The 20389-nt window shown below is 44.6% G+C and carries 20 protein-coding genes; 6 read left to right on the forward strand and 14 right to left on the reverse strand.

Annotated features, from left to right (window positions below):
• Positions 1 to 8: 8 nt before the first annotated feature.
• The 7 genes from maeN to maeL form a co-directional block, all read right to left on the reverse strand.
• Entirely contained in the window at positions 9 to 1355 is a 1347-nt protein-coding gene (maeN, locus tag NYE22_RS05195) for a sodium/malate symporter MaeN (RefSeq protein ID WP_342412364.1), read from the reverse strand.
• Between the two features lie 154 nt (positions 1356 to 1509).
• Positions 1510 to 2469, reverse strand: coding sequence for a guanosine ABC transporter permease NupQ (gene nupQ / locus NYE22_RS05200; RefSeq protein WP_014480697.1), 960 nt, complete (start codon positions 2467 to 2469; stop codon positions 1510 to 1512).
• Positions 2470 to 3516: a guanosine ABC transporter permease NupP gene (nupP, locus tag NYE22_RS05205; RefSeq protein ID WP_321541242.1), complete on the reverse strand. Its 1047-nt coding sequence runs from the start codon at positions 3514 to 3516 to the stop codon at positions 2470 to 2472. It lies immediately after the preceding gene.
• Positions 3509 to 5041 (reverse strand): guanosine ABC transporter ATP-binding protein NupO, encoded by a 1533-nt coding sequence (gene nupO, locus NYE22_RS05210; RefSeq protein WP_003228830.1) that lies wholly within the window; start codon positions 5039 to 5041, stop codon positions 3509 to 3511. Before nupO ends, nupP begins: the two co-directional genes overlap by 8 nt.
• A gap of 75 nt (positions 5042 to 5116) precedes the next feature.
• Complete coding sequence (nupN, locus tag NYE22_RS05215) at positions 5117 to 6196, reverse strand: guanosine ABC transporter substrate-binding protein NupN (protein ID WP_015384509.1); 1080 nt, start codon at positions 6194 to 6196, stop codon at positions 5117 to 5119.
• A 473-nt stretch (positions 6197 to 6669) separates the two neighbouring features.
• Positions 6670 to 7377 (reverse strand): two-component system response regulator MaeM, encoded by a 708-nt coding sequence (maeM, locus tag NYE22_RS05220; RefSeq protein ID WP_014477821.1) that lies wholly within the window; start codon positions 7375 to 7377, stop codon positions 6670 to 6672.
• Positions 7370 to 8971, reverse strand: coding sequence for a two-component system sensor histidine kinase MaeL (gene maeL / locus NYE22_RS05225; protein WP_342412365.1), 1602 nt, complete (start codon positions 8969 to 8971; stop codon positions 7370 to 7372). The genes maeM and maeL overlap by 8 nt, the downstream gene beginning before the upstream one ends.
• Positions 8972 to 9148: 177 nt before the next feature.
• On the opposite strand from maeL, the gene NYE22_RS05230 reads away from it, so the two are divergent.
• Positions 9149 to 9706 carry a YufK family protein gene (locus NYE22_RS05230; protein WP_003228837.1) on the forward strand — a complete coding sequence of 186 codons (558 nt, stop codon included), beginning with the start codon at positions 9149 to 9151 and terminating at the stop codon, positions 9704 to 9706.
• A gap of 222 nt (positions 9707 to 9928) precedes the next feature.
• Here NYE22_RS05230 and NYE22_RS05235 read toward each other — a convergent pair whose 3' ends face one another.
• The 3 genes from NYE22_RS05235 to NYE22_RS05245 form a co-directional block, all read right to left on the reverse strand.
• Positions 9929 to 10342, reverse strand: coding sequence for a thiol-disulfide oxidoreductase DCC family protein (locus tag NYE22_RS05235; RefSeq protein WP_133954398.1), 414 nt, complete (start codon positions 10340 to 10342; stop codon positions 9929 to 9931).
• 20 nt (positions 10343 to 10362) lie between these two features.
• Positions 10363 to 12237: a transglycosylase domain-containing protein gene (locus NYE22_RS05240; RefSeq protein WP_080529730.1), complete on the reverse strand. Its 1875-nt coding sequence runs from the start codon at positions 12235 to 12237 to the stop codon at positions 10363 to 10365.
• Positions 12238 to 12329: 92 nt separating this feature from the next.
• Complete coding sequence (locus NYE22_RS05245) at positions 12330 to 13508, reverse strand: multidrug efflux MFS transporter (RefSeq protein ID WP_072692755.1); 1179 nt, start codon at positions 13506 to 13508, stop codon at positions 12330 to 12332.
• Here NYE22_RS05245 and NYE22_RS05250 point away from each other — a divergent pair.
• Positions 13441 to 13644 carry a hypothetical protein gene (locus NYE22_RS05250; RefSeq protein WP_003243502.1) on the forward strand — a complete coding sequence of 68 codons (204 nt, stop codon included), beginning with the start codon at positions 13441 to 13443 and terminating at the stop codon, positions 13642 to 13644. The two genes, NYE22_RS05245 and NYE22_RS05250, sit on opposite strands and share 68 nt — an antisense overlap.
• Before the next feature lie 75 nt (positions 13645 to 13719).
• On the forward strand, positions 13720 to 14337 hold the full coding sequence (gene kapD, locus NYE22_RS05255; protein WP_014480688.1) for a 3'-5' exonuclease KapD: 618 nt from the start codon (positions 13720 to 13722) through the stop codon (positions 14335 to 14337).
• A gap of 26 nt (positions 14338 to 14363) precedes the next feature.
• Here kapD and kapB read toward each other — a convergent pair whose 3' ends face one another.
• The 3 genes from kapB to patB form a co-directional block, all read right to left on the reverse strand.
• The gene (kapB, locus tag NYE22_RS05260; RefSeq protein ID WP_342412366.1) at positions 14364 to 14750 is read right to left on the reverse strand and encodes a kinase-associated lipoprotein KapB; all 387 of its coding nucleotides are present in this window, start codon (positions 14748 to 14750) and stop codon (positions 14364 to 14366) included.
• Positions 14751 to 14795: 45 nt separating this feature from the next.
• Entirely contained in the window at positions 14796 to 16082 is a 1287-nt protein-coding gene (kinB, locus tag NYE22_RS05265; RefSeq protein WP_015714613.1) for a sporulation sensor histidine kinase KinB, read from the reverse strand.
• A gap of 125 nt (positions 16083 to 16207) precedes the next feature.
• Positions 16208 to 17371 carry a cystathionine beta-lyase PatB gene (gene patB / locus NYE22_RS05270; protein WP_070547696.1) on the reverse strand — a complete coding sequence of 388 codons (1164 nt, stop codon included), beginning with the start codon at positions 17369 to 17371 and terminating at the stop codon, positions 16208 to 16210.
• An 86-nt stretch (positions 17372 to 17457) separates the two neighbouring features.
• On the opposite strand from patB, the gene NYE22_RS05275 reads away from it, so the two are divergent.
• Positions 17458 to 17718, forward strand: coding sequence for a YugE family protein (locus tag NYE22_RS05275; RefSeq protein WP_032726785.1), 261 nt, complete (start codon positions 17458 to 17460; stop codon positions 17716 to 17718).
• 24 nt (positions 17719 to 17742) lie between these two features.
• Here the strand turns inward: NYE22_RS05275 and NYE22_RS05280 are convergent, their stop codons facing one another.
• On the reverse strand, positions 17743 to 18564 hold the full coding sequence (locus tag NYE22_RS05280; RefSeq protein ID WP_032726784.1) for an alpha/beta hydrolase: 822 nt from the start codon (positions 18562 to 18564) through the stop codon (positions 17743 to 17745).
• Between the two features lie 147 nt (positions 18565 to 18711).
• Between NYE22_RS05280 and NYE22_RS05285 the strand changes: the two genes are divergently transcribed.
• The gene (locus NYE22_RS05285) at positions 18712 to 19212 is read left to right on the forward strand and encodes an Lrp/AsnC family transcriptional regulator (protein WP_009968070.1); all 501 of its coding nucleotides are present in this window, start codon (positions 18712 to 18714) and stop codon (positions 19210 to 19212) included.
• Positions 19213 to 20373 carry an aminotransferase gene (locus NYE22_RS05290; RefSeq protein ID WP_003228862.1) on the forward strand — a complete coding sequence of 387 codons (1161 nt, stop codon included), beginning with the start codon at positions 19213 to 19215 and terminating at the stop codon, positions 20371 to 20373.
• The last annotated feature ends 16 nt before the right edge of the window (positions 20374 to 20389 follow it).

Genomic DNA, 20389 nt, shown 5'->3' on the forward strand with positions numbered 1-20389 from the left:
CTTTCTGTTTATGAAGTGAAAAAACGAAGCAGCACTGTCGCGCAAATAACTGTGCCTGCACCGCCGAGACGGGTTGAAATTTGGGCAAACGGCATAAGGCCCATTCTTCCTGATGCCGATAAAATGGCAACATCACCCGTTCCGCCGAGGCCGCTGTGGCAGCAGGTAACGATTGCGGATTCAACCGGATACATGTTCATCAGCTTGCCTACGAAATATCCAGAACCAATCATCGCGATAACAACTGAAATACAGATGATGACAAACGGAATAGAAATCACAGACGCTACGTCATCCAACGGAATAAAGAGGATGCCGAGACCGACCATCAGCGGCCATGTAAAGCTTGAAGAAATAAACTTATAAAGCTGGTAAGCGCCTTCTTCCATTTTTTTCGGAAGAATATTCGCATACTTGACAGCCGCAGCTGAAATAATCATTAAGATCGCGCCCGGGATGAAGATGAATTTCTCCAATAACCCGCCAAAAATAAAGAATGTACACGCGAGCAGAACTCCTGCTCCCATTAATTTGAAATCAATTTTTGCTTCGGCTTCTTTTTGATTGAAAATCTCATTTGCTTTTTTAGATTTTACGAGACGTCCGTAGCCATTTAGATCTGGACGCTTATCGCCAAGCTTTTTCATTAAGGCTGCACATATGATAGCAAAAACGTTTCCTATAATTGCGGCTGGAACCAGCTGAGACACAAATACATCAGCCGATGAGCCCAGTATTTGTGAATAGGCGATTGAAAGCGGCAAAATTCCTTCACCTATTCCCCCGGCAATAATCGGGACAACAACAAAGAAAAAGGAATCATAGGCACTATAGCCAAAAATAAATCCGACAAGGATGCCGGCTGCAACGGCCGCGATCGTTCCTGCAACCAGTGGAACGAACATTCTGATAAACCCCTGTATTAAAACAATTCTGTTCATACCGAGGATACTTCCCACAACAAGGCAAGCGATATAGAAATAAAGGAAGTTAGACGTTTTCATCAAGTTGGTTACAGCGTCTAAAGATGTTGAATTCAGTACATTGTAAAAGACTAAAAATGAAGGAACAAACAAAGATAAAATAGCAGGGCCGCCAATATCCTTCAATATCGGTATGCGTTGGCCTATGTCTCCGAGAAACACACCAAGAATCATAATGATGGCAAACCCGCCAAGCATATTTGCCGGCAGCTCATTGTAATAGGCTGCAAGAATAATAATAACTGCTAATACTGTGTATAATGGCAGAGGAATCACACCGATTTCCCAAGACCAGATTTTTTGAAACAGGTTTTTCCCCTGTGAGTCTTTTTGCTCAGGTGAAATTGTCCCCGTTTTTGGAATTGCTCCCATGTCATACACCCCCATGTATTGTTTGTTACAGTCTACAAGAAAGCGTTAACACTTCATATTTTTTTAAGTTAAAAAACTAATAAACAATTAAATTAAGGGGGTCTTTTGGATTAGAAAAAAATCCCTGAGAATCGTCTTCCCAGGGGAAAATGTTTTATCTTTTTCCTTTAATATAGGGCACGCCATTGGCTTTTGGCGCATCTGCCCGCCCGATAAAGCCGGTTAAAGCGAGAATCGTTAAGACATAAGGAGCCATCAGCATATACACATTTGGTATGTCTTTAAAAAGAGGGAGCAGCGATCCAATGATGCTTAAGCTTTGGGCGAATCCGAAAAACAAGGCGGCCCCCAGTGCTCCGATCGGATGCCATTTTCCGAATACAAGCGCTGCCAGGGCGATAAAGCCTTGCCCGGAGATGGTAGAGTGCGTGAAATCAAGCGCAATTGTAGAGGCATATACGCCGCCGCCGAGACCGCCGAACAATCCGCTGATCATCACGCCGATGTAGCGCATTTTATATACGTTGATTCCCATCGTATCGGCCGCCATCGGATGCTCGCCGACAGAACGGATACGAAGGCCGAACGGCGTTTTGAACAAGATAAACCAGGAAATAAAGGCAAGTGCTATTGCAAGAATAGACGTATAATAGACATCCGAAAAGAAGATCTTTCCCAAGACGGGAATATCGCCCAAACCGGGGATTTTCGTCTTATAAAAAGGCTCTGGAATTTTGTCTGTCTGCGCTTTGCCGTAGATCAGTTTGACGATAAATAAAGTTGCCCCAAGCGCCAGCATGTTAATGGCGACACCGCTGACTGTCTGGTCGGCGCGAAACGAAATCGCCGCTGCCGCGTGAATCAGTGAAAACAGGGCGCCTGCTGCCATGGCGGCAAGGAGCGAAAGCCAAGGTGCGGCGGCACCTAATTCCGGACCAAAAAATAAATTAAATAACACGCTGGTGAACGCCCCGATAATCATGAGGCCTTCTAGGCCGATATTCACAACACCTGATCTCTCGGAAAACACGCCGCCGAGAGCAGTTAAAATAAGCGGGGCCGCATAGACGAGTGTGGCAGGGACAATGATAGATAAAATCTGCACAATGTCCACTTAGTTCCCCCCCTTTTTCTTCAATTTGCCCATGACGAAACGAATCGCATAGCTTGAAGCCACAAACAGAATAATAATGGCAATCACAATATCAACGACCTCTGATGGAACGCCTGATTCAATCGGCATATTTAATGCGCCGATTTTCAGCCCGCCAAGCAGGCATGCTGCCAGTACAACGCCGACGGCTGTGTTTCCCCCAAGAAGAGCGACAGCGATACCGTCAAAGCCTACGCCGGTAAATGCGCCTTTCACTGCTGCGTATTCGAATGTTCCTAGGCCCTCCATGGCTCCGGCAAGGCCTGCAAAAGCGCCGGAGATAAGCATGGAGGTCATGATATTCTTCCGCACGCTCATGCCGGCATACTGGGAAGCGTGCTGGTTAAATCCGACCGCCCGGAGCTCAAATCCTTTTGTAGTTTTGTTGATGATAAACCACATGATAACTGCTGCGAGAAGGGCAACGATGATTCCCAAATGCAGCCGTGAGTAATCGGTGAGCTGTTCAAGAAAAGGAGAGCGGAGGGAGGCGGATTCGTGAATTTTCCCCGTCTTGTCCTGATGATCTGTCAAGACGTTTGAAATGATGTAATTGGTCATGTGCAGCGCGATATAATTCATCATAATGGTGACAATGACTTCATGAACGAAAAATCGCGCTTTCAAAATGCCGGGAATAAACCCCCATAATCCTCCTGCAGCTGCTGCTGTAATCAATGCGAGCGGCAAGTGAATATATGCCGGTCCGTCAAACGCCGTACCGACCCAAACCGCTGCTGTCCAGCCGACGAGCAGCTGGCCCTCGACGCCGATATTAAAGAGTCCGGTTCGGAATGCAAACGCGACAGCCAATCCGGATAAAATATAAGGCGTAATTTGCCGGATGGTTTCTCCGACATAATAGATTTCACCGAATATCCCATTCCACAAAGCCGAATATCCGCTGGCCACACTGTAGCCGCTCACAAGCATAATCAACGCGCCGGCCGCAAGACCAAGGATGATTGCGATGAGCGGCACGAGTAAATGAGAGAGTCGTTTAACCATTTGCTTTCCCCGCTTCCTTTTGCGTGCTTCCTGCCATCAAGAGACCAAGCTCCTGTTCAGTGGTTTCCTGCGGATTAACGCTGGCGATAATGCGTCCTTCAAAAATAACGGCGATTCTGTCACTGAGATTCATAATTTCTTCAAGCTCAAACGAGAGGAGAAGAACGGCTTTCCCGGCATCACGCTGCTCAATGAGCTTTTTATGGACAAATTCAATCGCTCCGACATCAAGGCCGCGAGTCGGCTGGGCGGCAATTAATAAATCAGGATTTCGGTCTATTTCCCGCCCGATAATCGCTTTTTGCTGGTTTCCGCCTGACAATGCCCGAGCGTGTGTATATTCATCCGGCGTTCTGACATCGTACTCAGTGATCAGGCTGCGTGCTTTTTTGTACATTTCGCCTTTATGTAAAACGCCCAATGCTGAATACGGCTTTTTGTAATAGCTTTGCAGCAGGATATTCTCTCCGATTGGAAAATCAAGGACGAGACCGTGTTTATGGCGATCCTGAGGGATATGGCCGATCCCGGATTCAGTGATTTTTCTTGGCGTCAGGTTTTGGATCTGTTTTCCGTTTAAGGTGATTGTTCCTGAATCTGTTTTGCGGAGTCCTGTCACCGCTTCGATCAGCTCAGATTGCCCGTTTCCGTCGACGCCTGCTATGCCGACTATTTCTCCCGCTTTGACTGAAAGAGACAAATCTCTGACTGTCTCTATTCCGCGGGTATCCTTTACAGTTATGCCGTCAATCGCAAGCACTTCCGCTCCCGGCTGAGCAGCTCTCTTTTCGGTTTTGAACGATACCTCACGGCCGACCATTAGACTGGCGAGTTCGTCTTGGTTTGTATCACGGACATCAAGGGTTTTGATGCCTTTTCCTTTACGGATAACCGTAACGCGGTCACAAATCTCCATAATCTCTTTCAGCTTATGGGTGATTAAGATGATGGACTTCCCTTCTTTGACCAGGTTCTTCATAATTTGCATCAGTTCCTTAATTTCATGAGGCGTCAAAACAGCCGTCGGTTCATCAAAAATCAGAATGTCGGCACCGCGGTAGAGGGTTTTTAATATTTCTGCGCGCTGCTGCATACCGACTGATATGTCAGCTGCTTTTGCTTCAGGATGGATCTGCAGGCCGTATCGATCGGAAATGTCCTGCACCTCTTGGCCAGCACGCTTCCGGTCAATTCTGCCAAACTTCTTTGGCTCCTTCCCGAGAATAATATTTTCAGCAACTGTAAAGGTGTCAACAAGCATAAAGTGCTGGTGCACCATTCCAATTCCAAGGTCATTCGCTTTGTTCGGGCTGTTGATGTGCACCTTCTCGCCGCGCACCCGAATTTCACCCCGCTCCGGCTGATACAGCCCGAAAAGGACATTCATCAATGTTGATTTCCCCGCTCCGTTTTCACCGAGCAACGCGTGTATTTCGCCTTTTTTGACCTGAAGATTGATATTGTCATTGGCGACGATACCTGGAAACGCCTTGCGGATATTGAGCATTTCAATGACATATTCCATTGATTGACCGCTCCTTTATTTCAAAATAAAAGAAAAACAAGGGATAAGGGCTCGACCTCCTTATCCCTGCGATTCTTATTCAGCTTTAAAGGTTTTCAGCTCTTTCTCAGTTGCCGGGACTTCCAATCCGTCGATGATTTTTTTCTTCCATTTATCGACCGCTTTGATCACATCATCCGATAGATTTTGTTTAGATGGAGAAATGCCGACTCCGTCTTGATCAAGCCCGTAGGTAAGTGTTTCGCCGCCCGGGAACTTTCCGTCACTCGCTTTTTTCGTTACATCTTCAACGACTGTATCTACTTTTTTCACCATGGAAGTGAGGGTGACGTTATCATCTGTTCCTTCTACCTGGCCTTCTGCGTATTGGTCTTTATCGACACCGATGACCCAGACATCGCGTTTTGGATCTTCTTTCTTCAGGTTTTTCGCTTCAGTAAAGACGCCTGTGCCAGTGGCGCCCGCAGAGTGATAAATAACATCTACGCCTGATTTATACATGCTTTCGGCGGTTGCTTTGCCGACATCGGCTTTATCGAAACCTCCTGCGTATTTCACTTCTACAACGGCTTTAGGGTTAACTGCTTGCACGCCGGCACGGAAGCCGACCTCGAATTTTTTGATTAACTCTGATTCCATGCCGCCTACAAAGCCGATTTTTCCTGATTTGCTTGATAGGGCTGCGGCCACTCCGACGAGAAATGAGCCTTCCTGCTCTTTAAACGTAATACTTGCGACGTTGTCTTTATCGACAACAGCATCTATAATCGCAAAGTTTGTATTTTTGCGCTGGTCAGCAATTTCGCTGATTGAATCCTCCATTAAGTAGCCGACGCCGTAAATCAAGTCAAAATTCTCACGCGCCAATTTATTTAAGTTCGTTGTATAGTCTGCATCTGATTTGGATTGAAGATAGTCGTAACCGTTTTTGCCTTTTTTCAGCCCATTCTCTTTCCCAAAGGCTTGGATGCCTTCCCAGGCTGATTGGTTGAAGGATTTGTCATCCACTCCGCCTACGTCAGTAACCATAGCCACACTGAATTTGTTTTTGCCTTCGCCTGAGCCGCTGCTTTTTTCGCTGTTTCCGCATGCTCCTAATATGGTGCCTGCTGCGATCACAAGTGACATCGCCAATCCGATTTTTCGTTTATTCAAGATATAACCCCCCAGAAAAATTTGGTTCAAAGCTGATCCGGCCAGTCATGTGATGGGCTGTCCTGAACAATTTCTTAGAATCGATAAAATTTTCTGATAATAACAAATGGAATGCGCTGAGACAGTTCTATTCTTCCCTGAATAAGCGTGGTGTGAATATTTCCTTCGAAAGGCGGGGAAGAGAAGGATGTGGAAGGCGTTCCGGGCGGAAAACCGTGACATCGTTTTCTGAAGTAAGACTTATGACTTAGTTTTTCGGGATCAACTTACCAATCATAATTTATCATTTAACTAATAAGAAATAAATAGAATTTCGCATAATTTTTTAAAAAGTATCTATTTTTAGAATTGTTTGCTTAAAAATGTTGAAAGGCCCTTTGTTATTCTTGTATAACTTTTCAACAATAGAATCAAGCATCTTGGCAAGAGATATGACAGAAAAACGCACTGCTCAAAACAAGCAGTGCGTTTTCTTATAGATATTGCTTTATTCCGTTAAGGTTACTGTTGTTGACGTTGTACTGAAACACAGGTCTTCCGATCGTTCCGTACGCCATTTCTACATTCAGAACCTGTATATCTTCAAGAAACTTTAAGTATTTTCGTATGGATACTTGAGAGATTTCTGTGTGCTTTGCCAAGTCTTCTGTCGTAAAAGATTCATTTTCAAATGACTGGATACTGGACCAGATCAGCTTCAGCGTGCTTTTTGTCAGGCCTTTAGGAAGCTGCACTTTTTCTGTTGCTTCTTTCTTTTGAAAAAGCTCGGCGTCCAGTTCTTTTTGGCTCATGTTGCGATGGGTTGAATACACCTTTTGTTTTCGTCTGTAATCAGACAGAGCCGTTTGGAATCGTTCAAATTCAAACGGTTTGATTAAATAATCAACAGCTCCGTACCGAAGTGTTTTCTTGATCACGTCAAGCTCGCTGGCCGCTGAGATGACAATCACGTCAACCGCTTCATTTTGGGCTCTCAATTCCGTCAGCAGTTCCAGCCCGTTTTTTCCCGGCATATAAATATCAAGCAAAATGAGGTCGATATGATGCTCGCCTAAAATATGCAGAGCGCTTTGAAAGGAAGAAGCGATGCCTTTCAGCTGAAAGCCATCTATTTGGCTTAAGTATCGTTTATTTAATTCACCCACCATGGGGTCATCTTCAACTATTAGTACATTAATCATGATTTTCCTCCTTCGGTTCGTACGGGATGCGAATACTGAATGTCGTTCCTTCATTCTTTTCGCTTGTGAGGATCATTTGGCCTTTTAAATTTTCGATGCTTTGCTGTGTGAAATAAAGGCCGAATCCCCGGTTTTTGCCCTTTGTTGAATAGCCTTGTTCAAATACTTTGGCTTGGTCTTCTTCAGACATGCCTGCTCCAGTATCGGTAATTTCAATATCAAGTATGCTGTTATGGAAGCGCATGGACATGGTGATTTGTTTTTTCGGCATATCGGCAACGGCGTCTAAGCCATTGTTGATGAGATTTCCGATGATTGTAATAAGTTCATGGATGACAGAAGGGTCTGCCGCGTTCGGGATGACACCGTTGCATTCAATATCAAGATTTGCGCCCTGTTCACGTATAAAGCTTTGCTTTCCAAGCAGAAAACCGGCCAGTACGGAGCTTTTGACATCATTTATAATTTCACTTGTTTCTGATTTTTGCTGTATGGCTATATCTTTAATATAATCTCCAAGATCATCATACTCTTTCAGCTGGACGAGACCTAATATCACATGCAGTTTGTTCATAAATTCATGAGACTGCGCTCTCAGTGCGTTTGCATACATTTTAACACCGGAAAGCTGTTCAGCTAAATGTTTTACCTCGGTCTTGTCGCGGAATGTTGCAATCGCTCCGACAGTTTGTCCTTTCAGCTGGATAGGAACTTCATTAAACACAAGCTCCAGCCCGTTAATGCGGACGTCTCTGTCTTGAAGAGGTTTTTTTGTCTCAATGACCTTTTTCAAGCGGCTTTTCGGCAAGATGTCATCTACATCCTGATCAATGGGATTTGTGTTGATGCCCATTTTGACGAATAGGCGTTTTGCTTCCGCGTTGGCAAGTTTAATTTTGCCATGTTCATCGACAGCGAGTATTCCTTCCTTCGTCGATTCCAGCATCGCGCTCCGTTCTTCAAGCAGGGTCGCAATTTCATAAGGTTCAAGTCCGTACATGATATTTTTCACTGTACGGGCGACGATAACGGCTCCGATCACACCGACGAAGATGCTGACGCAAATAATAAAGTAAAGCGGCCGTAAGCTATGGCTGATCACTTCATCAATTTCATTTACGGTGATGCCGACCGCGACTGCACCGACCTGTTTTCCATTCTCCGCGTAGACAGGGACGAACGCTCTCTGCGATTTCCCGAGCGTGCCAGAGGCTGTGCTGATATGAACATGCCCTTTTAATACCTCGGACTCATCACCGCCTCTGAATTTTTTTCCGATTTTGCTCGGGTCAGGATGAGTTTTGCGGATACCGTTCATATCCATGACGACAACAAATTCCGTGCCGGTAATTTTCTGAACCCGCTTTGTGTAGCTCTGCAGTTCCTTTTGTTTTTTTCCGCTTTCTAAAGCAGCGGCTGTCATCGGCGCCTCAGCTACCATTTCAGCAGTCTGCAGCGCAGTGGCCATTTCCTGATCTCTAATTCGTTTGGTGGTTTGGGCACCGACTGTAAAAAACGTAATGAGCAATGCGATTAATACAACGATACAAACAAATATGGTGAGTCTGGTTTGCAGTTTTAATGTTTTTTTCATATAAAACTTCCTTACGTTTTATGATTCCTGCGTACTACTTTACTCTCAAAATGCTGCTTTGTGAAGATTTGGGACCGTAATTCGTAAAAAGGAGAAAAAATGGAATAATTTATCTTGTCAACGTGTTTTAAGTCCTCCATAATAAATGAGGTAGATTATAGAAAGGGACTTTTTTATATGAAAAATACTTATTTGACAGGATATTTTCCGCTGATTGCGATCCTGCTTTTTAGTTCGTCCTTATCCATCTCAACTTCACTTTATGCGTTGAAGATGCTGTCTTCATTTGGAATGTATGATGGAATGCTCGATTATTTTTCAGAGAAAGGAATCAGGCTTGCGTTATTTGCTGCCTTTGCACTTTTATATTTTATGGTTCTGTCCGCTCTGAAATTAATTGCAAATACCGTGACCGAGCTGTCATTGCTGTTTTTTGCTAATGATCCGGAAGGGAACAACCTGAAAAAACTCAGAATGGGTTCCATGATTTATTTGGGCGGCGGGATTTTATCCTTTGTGCTCTTGCAAAATGTCATTTGGATTGTGATCTGGTTTGCGGTCGTCACGCTCGCTTACTTTGTGTTTACCGTATACCGGATTTATTCGACGCTTTCTCTCATGTCATTAGTCGGGTTCATTCTATTGGAACTGCTGTTTTGGTTTACCTTTGTTATCGGTATTCTGTTCATATTTATCAAGCTTTATAATAGCATAATGGCTAGCTTACCTGTGTAAGCTAGCCATTTCAGCGTTTGGTGGTCAGATTTGCGCTTCGTGCTCTATACGCAATAAAACGGCGGCTAGATTCTCAGGTTTCCGCCGTTTCACATCCAATGCTCGCTCTTCATCGACTTCAAAGGTTTTCAATCACGCTGAAAAGATGACAAAATCCTAAAACGAAGCGTTTTAGGATTTTGTTAACAATCTGTGATGGCTAGCTTCCTAGCCATTTTTTATTTACGGTAAAAATCTTTTTTTAATAGAAGGGGAGGGGAGCATACATTCATTTTTTTTGCCAAACCACTTATAGCGGTTGTTGGCAATGAAAGAATAGACCATATCTCTGACAGGCTTCGGCACTGCGAAAAACAGGACGAAGAGCCGCCATGGGCCTCGCAGATGCCTGAAAACCTTAATGGCTGCAGTTGACTTTGTGTACACTTGGCCGTCTTCAATAAAGACAAAGCTGTCAAACCAATCAGTCGGAAGCCCGCTTTTTTTCAGCAGGCTCTGTCCTGTTTCCGACTGCAGCGATGTGAAAGAAATCAATCCGTCCGGATCACGTTTAATGATAAACTGCACGGCGCCATTGCATAAATTGCAGACACCGTCAAACAGCAAAACGCGATTTGGAATTTGTTCTGAAGTCACTCCATATCCCCTCCGATCCTTTAATAAGCCGCTTGCAGCGTTCCTTTCCAGATGGAAAGCTGAGGGCTGATGCTGTGAAGATATTCAACGCTGGTCGGTGTATCCTTTCCGACCCAGACACCCATTGTATACGTATCAGTCAGGCCGACAAACCACATATCGTGATAATCATTTGATGTTCCGGTTTTACCGCCGATGTAAGGCGCATTGAAATATGCTTTTTTCCCTGTTCCGCTTTTCACAACGGAAGACATCAGTTTTTTCAGCTGCATGTTCGTGCGGACGCTGAATATTTGAGTCGCTTTATCATTCCATTTATAAAGCGTTTTTCCTTTAAGGTCTGTCACCTTTGTAATCGCATGGCTCGGCGTATAGCTTCCGCTGTTTCCGAATGTCGTATAAGCCTTTGTCATCTCAAGAGGCGTCATGCCGTTTGTAAATCCGCCAAGCGCCGCCGGAAGAAGATAGTCACTGTCGACAAGTTTGGCAAAATGATACGGCTCAATATAACTGAATGCCTTTTGGATGCCGACGCGGTCGAGCATTCTAATAGCCGGGGTATTATATGAATTTTTAAACGCCGTATCAAGCGTCACTGTGCCGTAAGTGCGGTTATTGTAGTTTTGCGGACAGTAGTCTTTGCTGCAAAACTTGCTGGCATCAATGGTGCTGCTTGTTGTCGCGCCGGTCTGTTCAATATAAGGGCCGTAATCAAGAAGCGGCTTAATGGATGACCCCGGCTGCCTGTACGCCTGGTAGGCGCGGTTAAAGTCATATTTTTGATAGTTTTTCCCGCCGGATAGAGCGATGATTTGATGCGTCTGGTGATTAATCACAGCCGCTCCGCCCTGTACGTCCGCATACGGGAGCTTGGAATTCATTTGTGCCACAACTTGATTTTGCATGTACGGATCAAGTGCAGTATAAATTTTCACGCCGTCTTTCATCAGCGTGCTGACTCTTGCGGACAGCTCGTTCTCGATCTTTTCTTTTTGTTTTCCTGATGCTTTTTGAAGGCGTTTATCAAAGCCTTCTGATTCAGACACCAGCTGAGTGAATTCATCATTGACGTAGGAAACGTAGTCAGGATATTTGTCTTCTCTTTTTTCAACATCCAGTTTGATTTTTTGTTTTACGGCTTTTTTCAGCTCTTTGTCCGTAATGACCCCGGCATCTTTTAGCCCTTTAAGCAAACGTTCTTGACGGCTTTTCGTGTAGTCAAAATGCTTGAGAGGATCATATAATGTAGGGTTATTAGGTATAGCACAGATAAAAGCCATTTCTCCCACTGTGAGAGATTTCAGCGGTTTGCTGAAATAGAATTCAGCCGCTGAACCGACGCCATAAACACCATTGTTAAAATAAATGGTATTTAAGTAAGCTTCAAGAATTTCATTTTTCGTATATTTTTTCTCCAGCTGATAGGAATACGCGAGCTCTGTCAGCTTGCGGCTGAAGGAGCGTTCGTGGCTCAAATACAAGTTTCTTGAAAGCTGCTGTGTGATGGTGCTGGCACCCTGGTCAATTTTCTTGTCTTTTACGTTAGAAGCAGTAGCCCGCACCATTCCCATAAAGTCAAAGCCTTTATGCTCGTAAAAATGGCGGTCCTCAGATGTTAAGAAAATCTGTTTGACTTCCTCGGGAATCTTGTTAAATGGAACGAGCACACGGTTTTCGTGGTCGCTAACGATTTCCGAGACAAGGGAGCCGTCCCTGTCATACATGTAGCTGTTCTGAACAAGGCTGATATCTTTCAGATCAATATTTTTATCAAGCACCTGATCCAGGGACTTCATTTGTTTTACTTCTTTTCCGGAAGCGATAACTGTAAATGCAAACAATGGGATTATGCAAAGGAGCAAAATCCATCCGATTATTTTTCGTAACATGGTCACTCTCTTTTCTCCTAAATTCTAGCCATATCGTACCATTCTTTTGAGATTACGAGAAGGTTAAATTTAGAAGATTCCTCAGTTTTTTCTCGGAATCAGCTTGCTTTGGCATAAGAATCTTTCCGAAGTTTCTGCATGATCCAAAGCATGCAGGCGCCGGCGAAAAAGAGAAACGCCGTGACGTAAAAGGTGGCCGAAATGGTAAAATGGCTCGATATGATTCCGCCCAGCAGAGGCCCGAGCACGTTGCCTAAAAAGCGAAAGCTGACATTGTAGCCGAGAACTTCACCTTGAATGCTGCCGGGAGCCTGAACGCGGATCGCTGCCGTAATGCATGGCAGCAAACCGCCCATCGCCATTCCGAATAAAAATCTGAAAACAAGGAGCACGCTGAGTGAGGACGCGAGCGCCTGCGGAATAAAAAAGAAAGAGGCGGCGAGCAAAAGTCCGATTAAAATGCGGCGGTGGCCGTAGCGGTCGCCCAGATCACCCCATTTTCTAGCCAGCAGCAAACTTCCGAGCCCCGTTGCTGAAAATGCCATGCCGGAGAAAAAGGCAAGATTGACAGGTCCGTGCAGCTCATTTACATATAAAGCGAGCAGGGGCTGGATACTGAAATTGCCTGTTTGAATCAGCATGGTTAACAGCATCATGACCCACAGCGCCGGCTGGTGAAAAATATAGGAGAGCACTTCTTTTCTCGAGTAAGACGTACGTTTGGCTGTTTTCTCTGCAAGAGGCTTTTCTTTGACACCAAATAACACGAGAAGAACAGACGAGAAAATCACAAAGGATGTGATAAAAAAGGTATACGTAAAGCCGAAATGATCAGCAAGCATGCCTCCCAAAAGCGGGCCGAACAAGCTTCCGGACACTTGCCCCATTTGCAGCGTGCCAAGCGTTTTGCCGGCTGAGCTCTTCGGAGTCTGTGCCGAAATCATCGCAAGAGAAGTCGGAATGAATCCGGTTACAAGACCCATTGCCATACGCAGAAAAAATAATTGGTACACCGATGTAACAAAGCCCATGAAGAAAATGCTGAGGGCAATGCCCGTTCCGGTTGCCATAAGGATTTTCTTGTATCCGCGTTTGTCTCCGAACCGTCCCCAAAACGGGGATACCAAAAACGCCATGAGAAATGTAATGCCGAACACATAGCCGCTCCACCTTTGCACAAAGCCGTTTGAAAAAGAGCTGAGCGTCTCAATGTATAAGGAGAGAAAAGGAACGATCATCGTTGTGCTAGCGGAGACAAAAAAGTTCGCCAGCCACACAATGACAAAGTTTTTCTTACGGATAGAAATAACATCACCTTCTTATTATTTCGGGTTCCTTACTAATTATAAAGAAACGATTCATAATTTAAAAGAAACGAAGCGGCTGGGAAAATTCATTATTTTTAGAAAATGAAGAAATGTCGAGAAGGGGAATTGATATACTATAAAGATAGCATTTTCTGATCGGAGGAAAGGCAGGTGTAAAAAGGTGACGACAAACAGCTTACTCATTATTGATTTCGAATTTACAATGCCTGATGGAAAGTACAGTCCTCAAAACTTCTTCCCGGAAATCATTGAAGCCGGAATTGTAAAGTCGATTGATGATGAAGTGGTTGAGACGTTTTCTAGCTATGTTAGACCGAAAAAGTTCCCGAAGCTTACGAAACGCTGCAAATCATTTTTAAAAATAACCCAAAAACAGGTAGACGAAGGAATGAGATTCGAGGATTTCATCCGTAAACTAAACGAGCTGGATCCTGAGAAAAACAGCACAATTATTACGTGGGGAAACATGGATATGAAAGTGCTGAAGCAAAACTGTATGTTTAACCATATCCCTTTCCCGTTTAAGGGAGAAATGAGAGATTTATCGCTTGAATACAAAAACTTTTTTGGAGACCGGACATTGACGGGTTTATGGAAAGCTGCCGAAGAGTATGGAGATTCCGGAACCGGCACCCATCATAAAGCGCTTGATGATGCTCTCACAGCATATAAACTTTTTAAGCTTGTTGAGCAGGATAAGCAGTATCTCGAAAAGCCGAAACCGCCCACAATCGGCGAAAGAATCGATTTAACCGAACTGTTCAAGCGCGCGACGTGAAAAACCCAATCTTTTGTCAGACTGGGTTATGGCAGGTTAAAATATTCTTTTTCTAAAATGTCCAGATTATGAAGGGAGCGTTTTGCCCACTCCGAACCATCCTCATCCAATTTGGCTCTCAGCTGTGCTGTCGCCTCCCGCAGAGATTCGGTATAATCCGGCACTTTACCGTCATAAGGCTTCACCATATGGTGGGGGATATTGGTCTGTTCACCATATGCGAGCGCTTTTCTCTCATGAAAAAATGGCACATCCGCCTGTTTTGGATGATGAAGGTCTCCTTGAGAGGGATGGGTAAGAACCGCTTTCACTTTCACTAAATAGTGCTGCGGCCTGCAAGCCGTGATTTCTCCTATGTATACACCTGTTTTGTAAAATCCTTTAACGATAGAGCCTGTCTCAAACGTGCTCATCTGTCATCACCTCGCATTCATTCTATTAAAGTTCCAATCGATTTGCTAGTGAGGAAGATCAGCGGGAAGCTTAATGGTCACCGTAGTGCCTTTTTGGAAGCTGCTGTTAAATGAAATGGTCCCGTGATGATGTTCAATAATGGAAAAGGTTACGGTGAGGCCGAGTCCCGTTCCGTTCGTTTTTAAGGAATAATAAGGTTCGCCGAGTTTTTGCATTTGATGGTCTGTCATCCCGACCCCATTGTCTGTGATGTTAATCATGATCGTATGGCCGTTTCTTTTGGCTGATATGTGGATCACACCCTTCCCGTGAGGAACCGCTTCAATACTGTTTTTCATCAGGTTGATGACAGCCTGCTTCAGCTTTGTTGCGTCTCCGTATATCAAAAGGTCCGGTTCTGTTTCAGCCTCGACGGTTACTGACTTGTAATTGGCGTACGACACCATAAGGGAGCTTGTCTCTTTGATAAGGGCTGATAGGTCAAAAACCTCTTTTTCGTATAATTGCTGTTTGGCCATATCGAGATAGTTTGTAATAATGCCTTGCGCCCGGTCAAGCTCTGACAGTACAAGCTTTTTGTAATCTGCACTCGACTTGTTTTGTAGGGTTTCATCATTAAAAAGCAGCTGGACAAACCCGCGGACAACTGTCAGCGGATTCCTGACCTCATGGGCGACGCTCGCTGCCAGTTCACTCACAATCGTCATTTTTTCAGAATGGATAAGCTGTGAGCGCAGGGCGATATTTTCGGCGATGCTTTCGATAATATAGATGCTTAATAGAAGAACACTGGAGCGGAAAAGCCCTGAGACTGCCGCCTCGTAAACGAAAATTCCTGATTTTTGAAAATTTAAAATATTCAAGGCGGAAAGAATCCAGCTTGAGGCGAAAAATAGGAAAATCTCCACGCAGCTGATCAATAAAGACAGCAGCAGTTTTTTCGCTTTGGACATGAATGGCCATTTTTTCTGAAATAAGATTGGGATAATGATAAGAAAAGGCAGCAAAGTGAAAACAAACATTGCGGAAGGTTCGTAAAAAAGCAGTTCAAAACATAGGACAGATGCGGCGACTGTAAGTCCGGAAGCGGTACTAATGTAAAATAAACAAATGATAACGGGAATCATCTGAAGGCCGTATTGTATGTAGTCCATTTCATGAATCGGGAAAATAATGCATAAAACGGAGGCGCCGCAGGCGAAGAGCGTGACCAAACCGCTGTTTATTTTTGGCACAAGAATCGCAGGTTTTCCAAGCCAAAACACTTGGTAAAGAAGAATAGGAAACAAAATAAAGCAGATGTGCAGAAGATAGTCTTTTAGAATTTCCATTCGTGTGAAATCCTTTCGTATAAAATATGAATCTATTATAACACTAAATATTAGAAGTAAAATATAAAATTCCTTTATTAAGAACGCCTTTACAAATGAAGACGTAAAGGCGTTTACAGCTATATTTACGATAATGCGGCTTTGATGCGGCGCAGGCCGTCCTGCAGGGTTGCAAGAGAGCATCCCGCGTTCAGGCGCATAAATCCTTCTCCGCCAGGCCCGTATTTCGTCCCGGGCTCTAAAATAACTTTTCCTTTTTTTAGCATTCTTTGCTGAAGCTCTGCATCGGACAAGCCGTAAGCGCTGAAGTCGAGCCAAATCAAGTATGATGCATCCGGCTTCATCATTTTGACCTTTGGCAGCTCGTTGCTCAAAAAGGCTTCCGCTTCGTTCATGTTTTTCTCAATGTAAGAGATCAATTCATCAAGCCACGGTCCGCCTTTTGAATACGCGGCTTCGATTGCAGTGACGGCAAACGCGTTCAGTCCGCCTAAACCATTTCGCTGAAGGCTTGCGGAAAACTTGGCGCGCTTCAGGCGATCCGGAATAATGATCGCTGAAGCCTGCAATCCGGCGATATTAAATGTTTTGCTTGGAGCAGCACATGTTACGGAAATATCAGCGAAATCGTCAGAGAGCGAAGCGAACGGCGTGTGTTTATGTCCGTACAGCATTAAATCGGAATGGATTTCATCCGATACAACTGTGACGCCATGCTCAAGGCACAATTCGCCTAGCTTCAGTAAATCTTCCCGGCTCCATGAACGCCCAGAAGGGTTATGAGGATTGCATAAAATAAACAATGTAACGCTTGGGTCACTAAGCTTTGTCTCCAAATCTTCAAAATCCATTGCATATGCGCCGTCTTTTTCTAGCAGCGGATTATGTAAAATGTGCCGGCCGTTTTTCTCCACCATATGGTAAAAAGGCGTATAAACTGGAGGCTGAACAACTACTTGATCGCCAGGCTCCGTAAAAGCTTGTACCGCCATGCTCAAAGCCGTTACAACGCCGGGGCTGAATGTGATGCTTTCCGGATTTACCTTCCAGCCGTGCCTGTTTTGCATCCATCCGCACACAGCATCCTTCGTTTTTTGATCTGGAGTTGTATAACCAAAAATACCGTGGTCAAGGCGCTCTTTTAACGCTTCAGTTATCGCTTCCGGGGCGCGAAAATCCATATCCGCCACCCACATCGGGAGGGCGTCTGTCACGCCAAATAATTCGCCTGTTTTATCCCATTTGACCGATTGGGTGCCAAGGCGTTCTTCTCGTTTATCAAAGTTCATTCTGTTACCCCCTCATGTATGTTTATTCTTCTAAGCTTCACTATGATAAGATAGAACTGCAAATTTTATTATAAGCGGTGATGAATATGGAAGAAAGTCAAGCGGTCAGGGAAATGATTAAGATTATTGCCAAATGGGACCCGTTTAAATATGGAGAAGAGTTTTACGAAACGGAGGCTGTTGATGTCGTGCAGGCAGTCTATGATGAAAACGATCCCGACTTGCTGGCGAAAAGCATTCAGCAAATATTTGAAACTTCTTTTGAACAAACGCTGCCGATCGCCAGCTGCCGGGAAGTGGCAGGCCAGCTTTTATTCATTAAAAACAGCAGCTCCTGCACGCCTTAAAAAACCGGTTCAGCACCGGTTTTTTTAATTGATAAAATGAGCAATGTGTTCAGAAACAAGTTCAGGCCGTTCTTCAGGCACCAGATGTCCGGTCTGGCCAAGTGAGTACAGCACGGAATTAGGCAAATCCGCGTGCAGCCGTTTACCGATCTCCATTGGGACAATTCGATCCTCTTCGCCCCAAATCAATAGAGCAGGCTTGTTCATTTTCTTCAATTGCTCGGGTTCTAAATCTCCTTCTCTGTGGCGGATAAACCTTGTCATGGCTTTGAAAATCTGCTCGTCTTGAAACGGTCTGCCATAGCCGTCGATCATCTCCTCATCAATCAGCGATTTGTCATGCACCACATTTAATAAATTTTTCATCACGCCTTCTTTCGAGAGCCAGCGTTTGATGTAAAGATGAAAATACGGGATATGGGTCCCGAAAATGATCGTCGGGTGTGAACGTTTTAAATACCCTGAACTGCAAAGCAGCACAACCTTTGAAAAAAGCTCAGGTTTTTGGAGAGCAGCAGACAGCGATATCTGCCCGCCCATAGAATGCCCGACAAGCACAGCCTGTTTCACTTGCAAGTGCTCCAAAATTCCAATGACAAGCTTAGCAAGGTTTTGATAGGTATAGATAAACGTTCTTGATTTTTCAGATTGGCCGAAAGGAGGCAAATCAAGCGCGATGATGTCGTACTTGTCACGAAGGAGAGGAATTACTTTTCTGAAGCTGAATGCAGATGATAAAAAACCGTGTACGCAGACCAGCGTTTGCCTGCCGGGATTTTGATAATGTTCGTAGTATACATTGACTCCATCGACCGTAAACCGCCTTATTGGTGAAACCGCCTCCATTCTGTGTCACTCCCTTTTTTTGATGGTTGTATTATGCCCTGAAATTGTCAATTCTAGCGGAAGTTTCTCCTCGTTTTTTCTTAGCATTCGTCAAAAAACGTGATATAATGTCATGAGATTTCTTGACATTGCAAAGGTGTGAATCAAATGAAATTGACAGAAAAAGAAACAGAAATATTAGAAATTTTAGACGAAAATAGCCGCGCCGATTTAGAAACAATCGCAAAGATGGCGGGCATCCCTGTAAATGAAGTGAAAACAATTATTGACAAACTGGAGAAAGAAAAGGTTATTATCGATTATTCCGCTATGATTGATTGGCGAAAAGTCGACGGACATGAGGGCGTTACGGCCATGATTGACGTCAAAGTAACGCCGAAGCGGGGCGTCGGTTTTGATGAAGTGGCGGAACGGATTTACCGATTCCAAGAGGTTGAATCAGTTTACCTGATGTCAGGCGTATACGATTTGTCTGTCGTGATTCGCGGCAATTCGATGTCTGACGTAGCGCGTTTTGTTTCGGATAAACTGTCAACGCTTGATTCAGTTGTATCTACGACAACCCATTTTATCCTGAAAAAATACAAGCATGACGGCAAAGTGTTTGAAACAGGAGACGACGACAAAAGAATCGTGGTGTCACCGTAAATGACTTCGTATTTATCAGACTATGTACAACAAATAAAACCATCCGGCATCCGCAAATTCTTTGATTTGGCGGCAACGATGGAAGGCGTCATTTCTTTAGGCGTCGGCGAGCCTGATTTTGTTACCGCGTGGAATGTCCGCGAAGCAAGCATTCTCTCTCTTGAACAAGGATATACGTCATACACGGCCAATGCGGGTTTATACTCATTGCGGGAGGAAATCAGCCGTTATTTGAGCAACAGGTTTGATCTTAGCTACTCGCCAGATAATGAGCTGATTGTGACAGTGGGGGCAAGTCAGGCTTTGGATATTGCGATCCGCGCCATTGTGAATCCAGGTGAGGAAGTCATCATTCCTGAGCCGTGTTTTGTGGCGTATGATGCGCTTGTTTCTTTGGCAGGCGGTATCCCGGTTCACGTTCATACAACGGCAGACAAAGGATTTAAAGCAACGGCTGCTGATTTTGAAGCGGCAGTCACTGAAAAAACAAAGGCCATTCTCATCTGCTCACCATCGAATCCGACAGGTTCGGTTTATTCGAAGGAAGAGCTGAATGAGATTGCTGAGTTTGCCAAAAAACATGATGTCATCGTCTTAGCCGACGAGATCTACGCGGAGCTGACATATGATGAGGAATTTACAAGTATAGCGGCATTACCGGGAATGAAGGAACGGACGGTAGTCATCTCAGGCTTTTCAAAAGCATTTGCAATGACGGGCTGGAGGCTCGGTTTTGCCGCGGCACCATCCTTGCTTCGGGATGCCATGCTTAAAATTCATCAGTATGCGATGATGTGCGCGCCCGCAATGGCGCAGTTTGCCGCCCTTGAAGGCCTGAAGAACGGCATGGAAGACGTAGAAAAAATGAAAAAAAGCTATCGAAGAAGACGGAATCTGTTTGTAGAATCGCTCAATGAAATCGGTCTCAGCTGTCATCATCCGGGCGGCGCTTTCTATGCTTTTCCATCTATCAAAAGCACGGGAATGAGTTCAGAACAGTTTGCCGAGGAGCTACTGACGCAGGAAAAAGTGGCAGTTGTTCCTGGAAGTGTGTTTGGTCCGAGCGGTGAGGGATATATCCGTTGTTCATACGCAACCTCGATTGAACAGCTTCAAGAAGCGTTAGTCAGAATGAAACGCTTCCTGCACAAAACAACATAAAAAAAGATACGAACCT

The sequence above is a fragment of the Bacillus sp. FSL K6-1560 genome (assembly GCF_038592935.1).
In the GTDB taxonomy this organism is placed as follows: Bacteria; Bacillota; Bacilli; order Bacillales; family Bacillaceae; genus Bacillus; species Bacillus subtilis.

Coding starts and splice junctions, on each gene's coding strand:
- NYE22_RS05230 (WP_003228837.1), top strand. CDS start 9,149: ATGAAAAATACTTATTTGACAGGATATTTTCCGCTGATTGCGATCCTG.
- kapB (WP_342412366.1), bottom strand. CDS start 14,750: ATGAGCACGTTTGAGACAGGCTCTATCGTTAAAGGATTTTACAAAACA.
- NYE22_RS05285 (WP_009968070.1), top strand. CDS start 18,712: ATGAAATTGACAGAAAAAGAAACAGAAATATTAGAAATTTTAGACGAA.
- kinB (WP_015714613.1), bottom strand. CDS start 16,082: ATGGAAATTCTAAAAGACTATCTTCTGCACATCTGCTTTATTTTGTTT.
- nupP (WP_321541242.1), bottom strand. CDS start 3,516: ATGGTTAAACGACTCTCTCATTTACTCGTGCCGCTCATCGCAATCATC.
- maeL (WP_342412365.1), bottom strand. CDS start 8,971: ATGAAAAAAACATTAAAACTGCAAACCAGACTCACCATATTTGTTTGT.
- NYE22_RS05290 (WP_003228862.1), top strand. CDS start 19,213: ATGACTTCGTATTTATCAGACTATGTACAACAAATAAAACCATCCGGC.
- maeN (WP_342412364.1), bottom strand. CDS start 1,355: ATGGGAGCAATTCCAAAAACGGGGACAATTTCACCTGAGCAAAAAGAC.
- NYE22_RS05275 (WP_032726785.1), top strand. CDS start 17,458: ATGGAAGAAAGTCAAGCGGTCAGGGAAATGATTAAGATTATTGCCAAA.
- NYE22_RS05280 (WP_032726784.1), bottom strand. CDS start 18,564: ATGGAGGCGGTTTCACCAATAAGGCGGTTTACGGTCGATGGAGTCAAT.
- maeM (WP_014477821.1), bottom strand. CDS start 7,377: ATGATTAATGTACTAATAGTTGAAGATGACCCCATGGTGGGTGAATTA.
- nupO (WP_003228830.1), bottom strand. CDS start 5,041: ATGGAATATGTCATTGAAATGCTCAATATCCGCAAGGCGTTTCCAGGT.
- NYE22_RS05250 (WP_003243502.1), top strand. CDS start 13,441: ATGTATAAGGAGAGAAAAGGAACGATCATCGTTGTGCTAGCGGAGACA.
- patB (WP_070547696.1), bottom strand. CDS start 17,371: ATGAACTTTGATAAACGAGAAGAACGCCTTGGCACCCAATCGGTCAAA.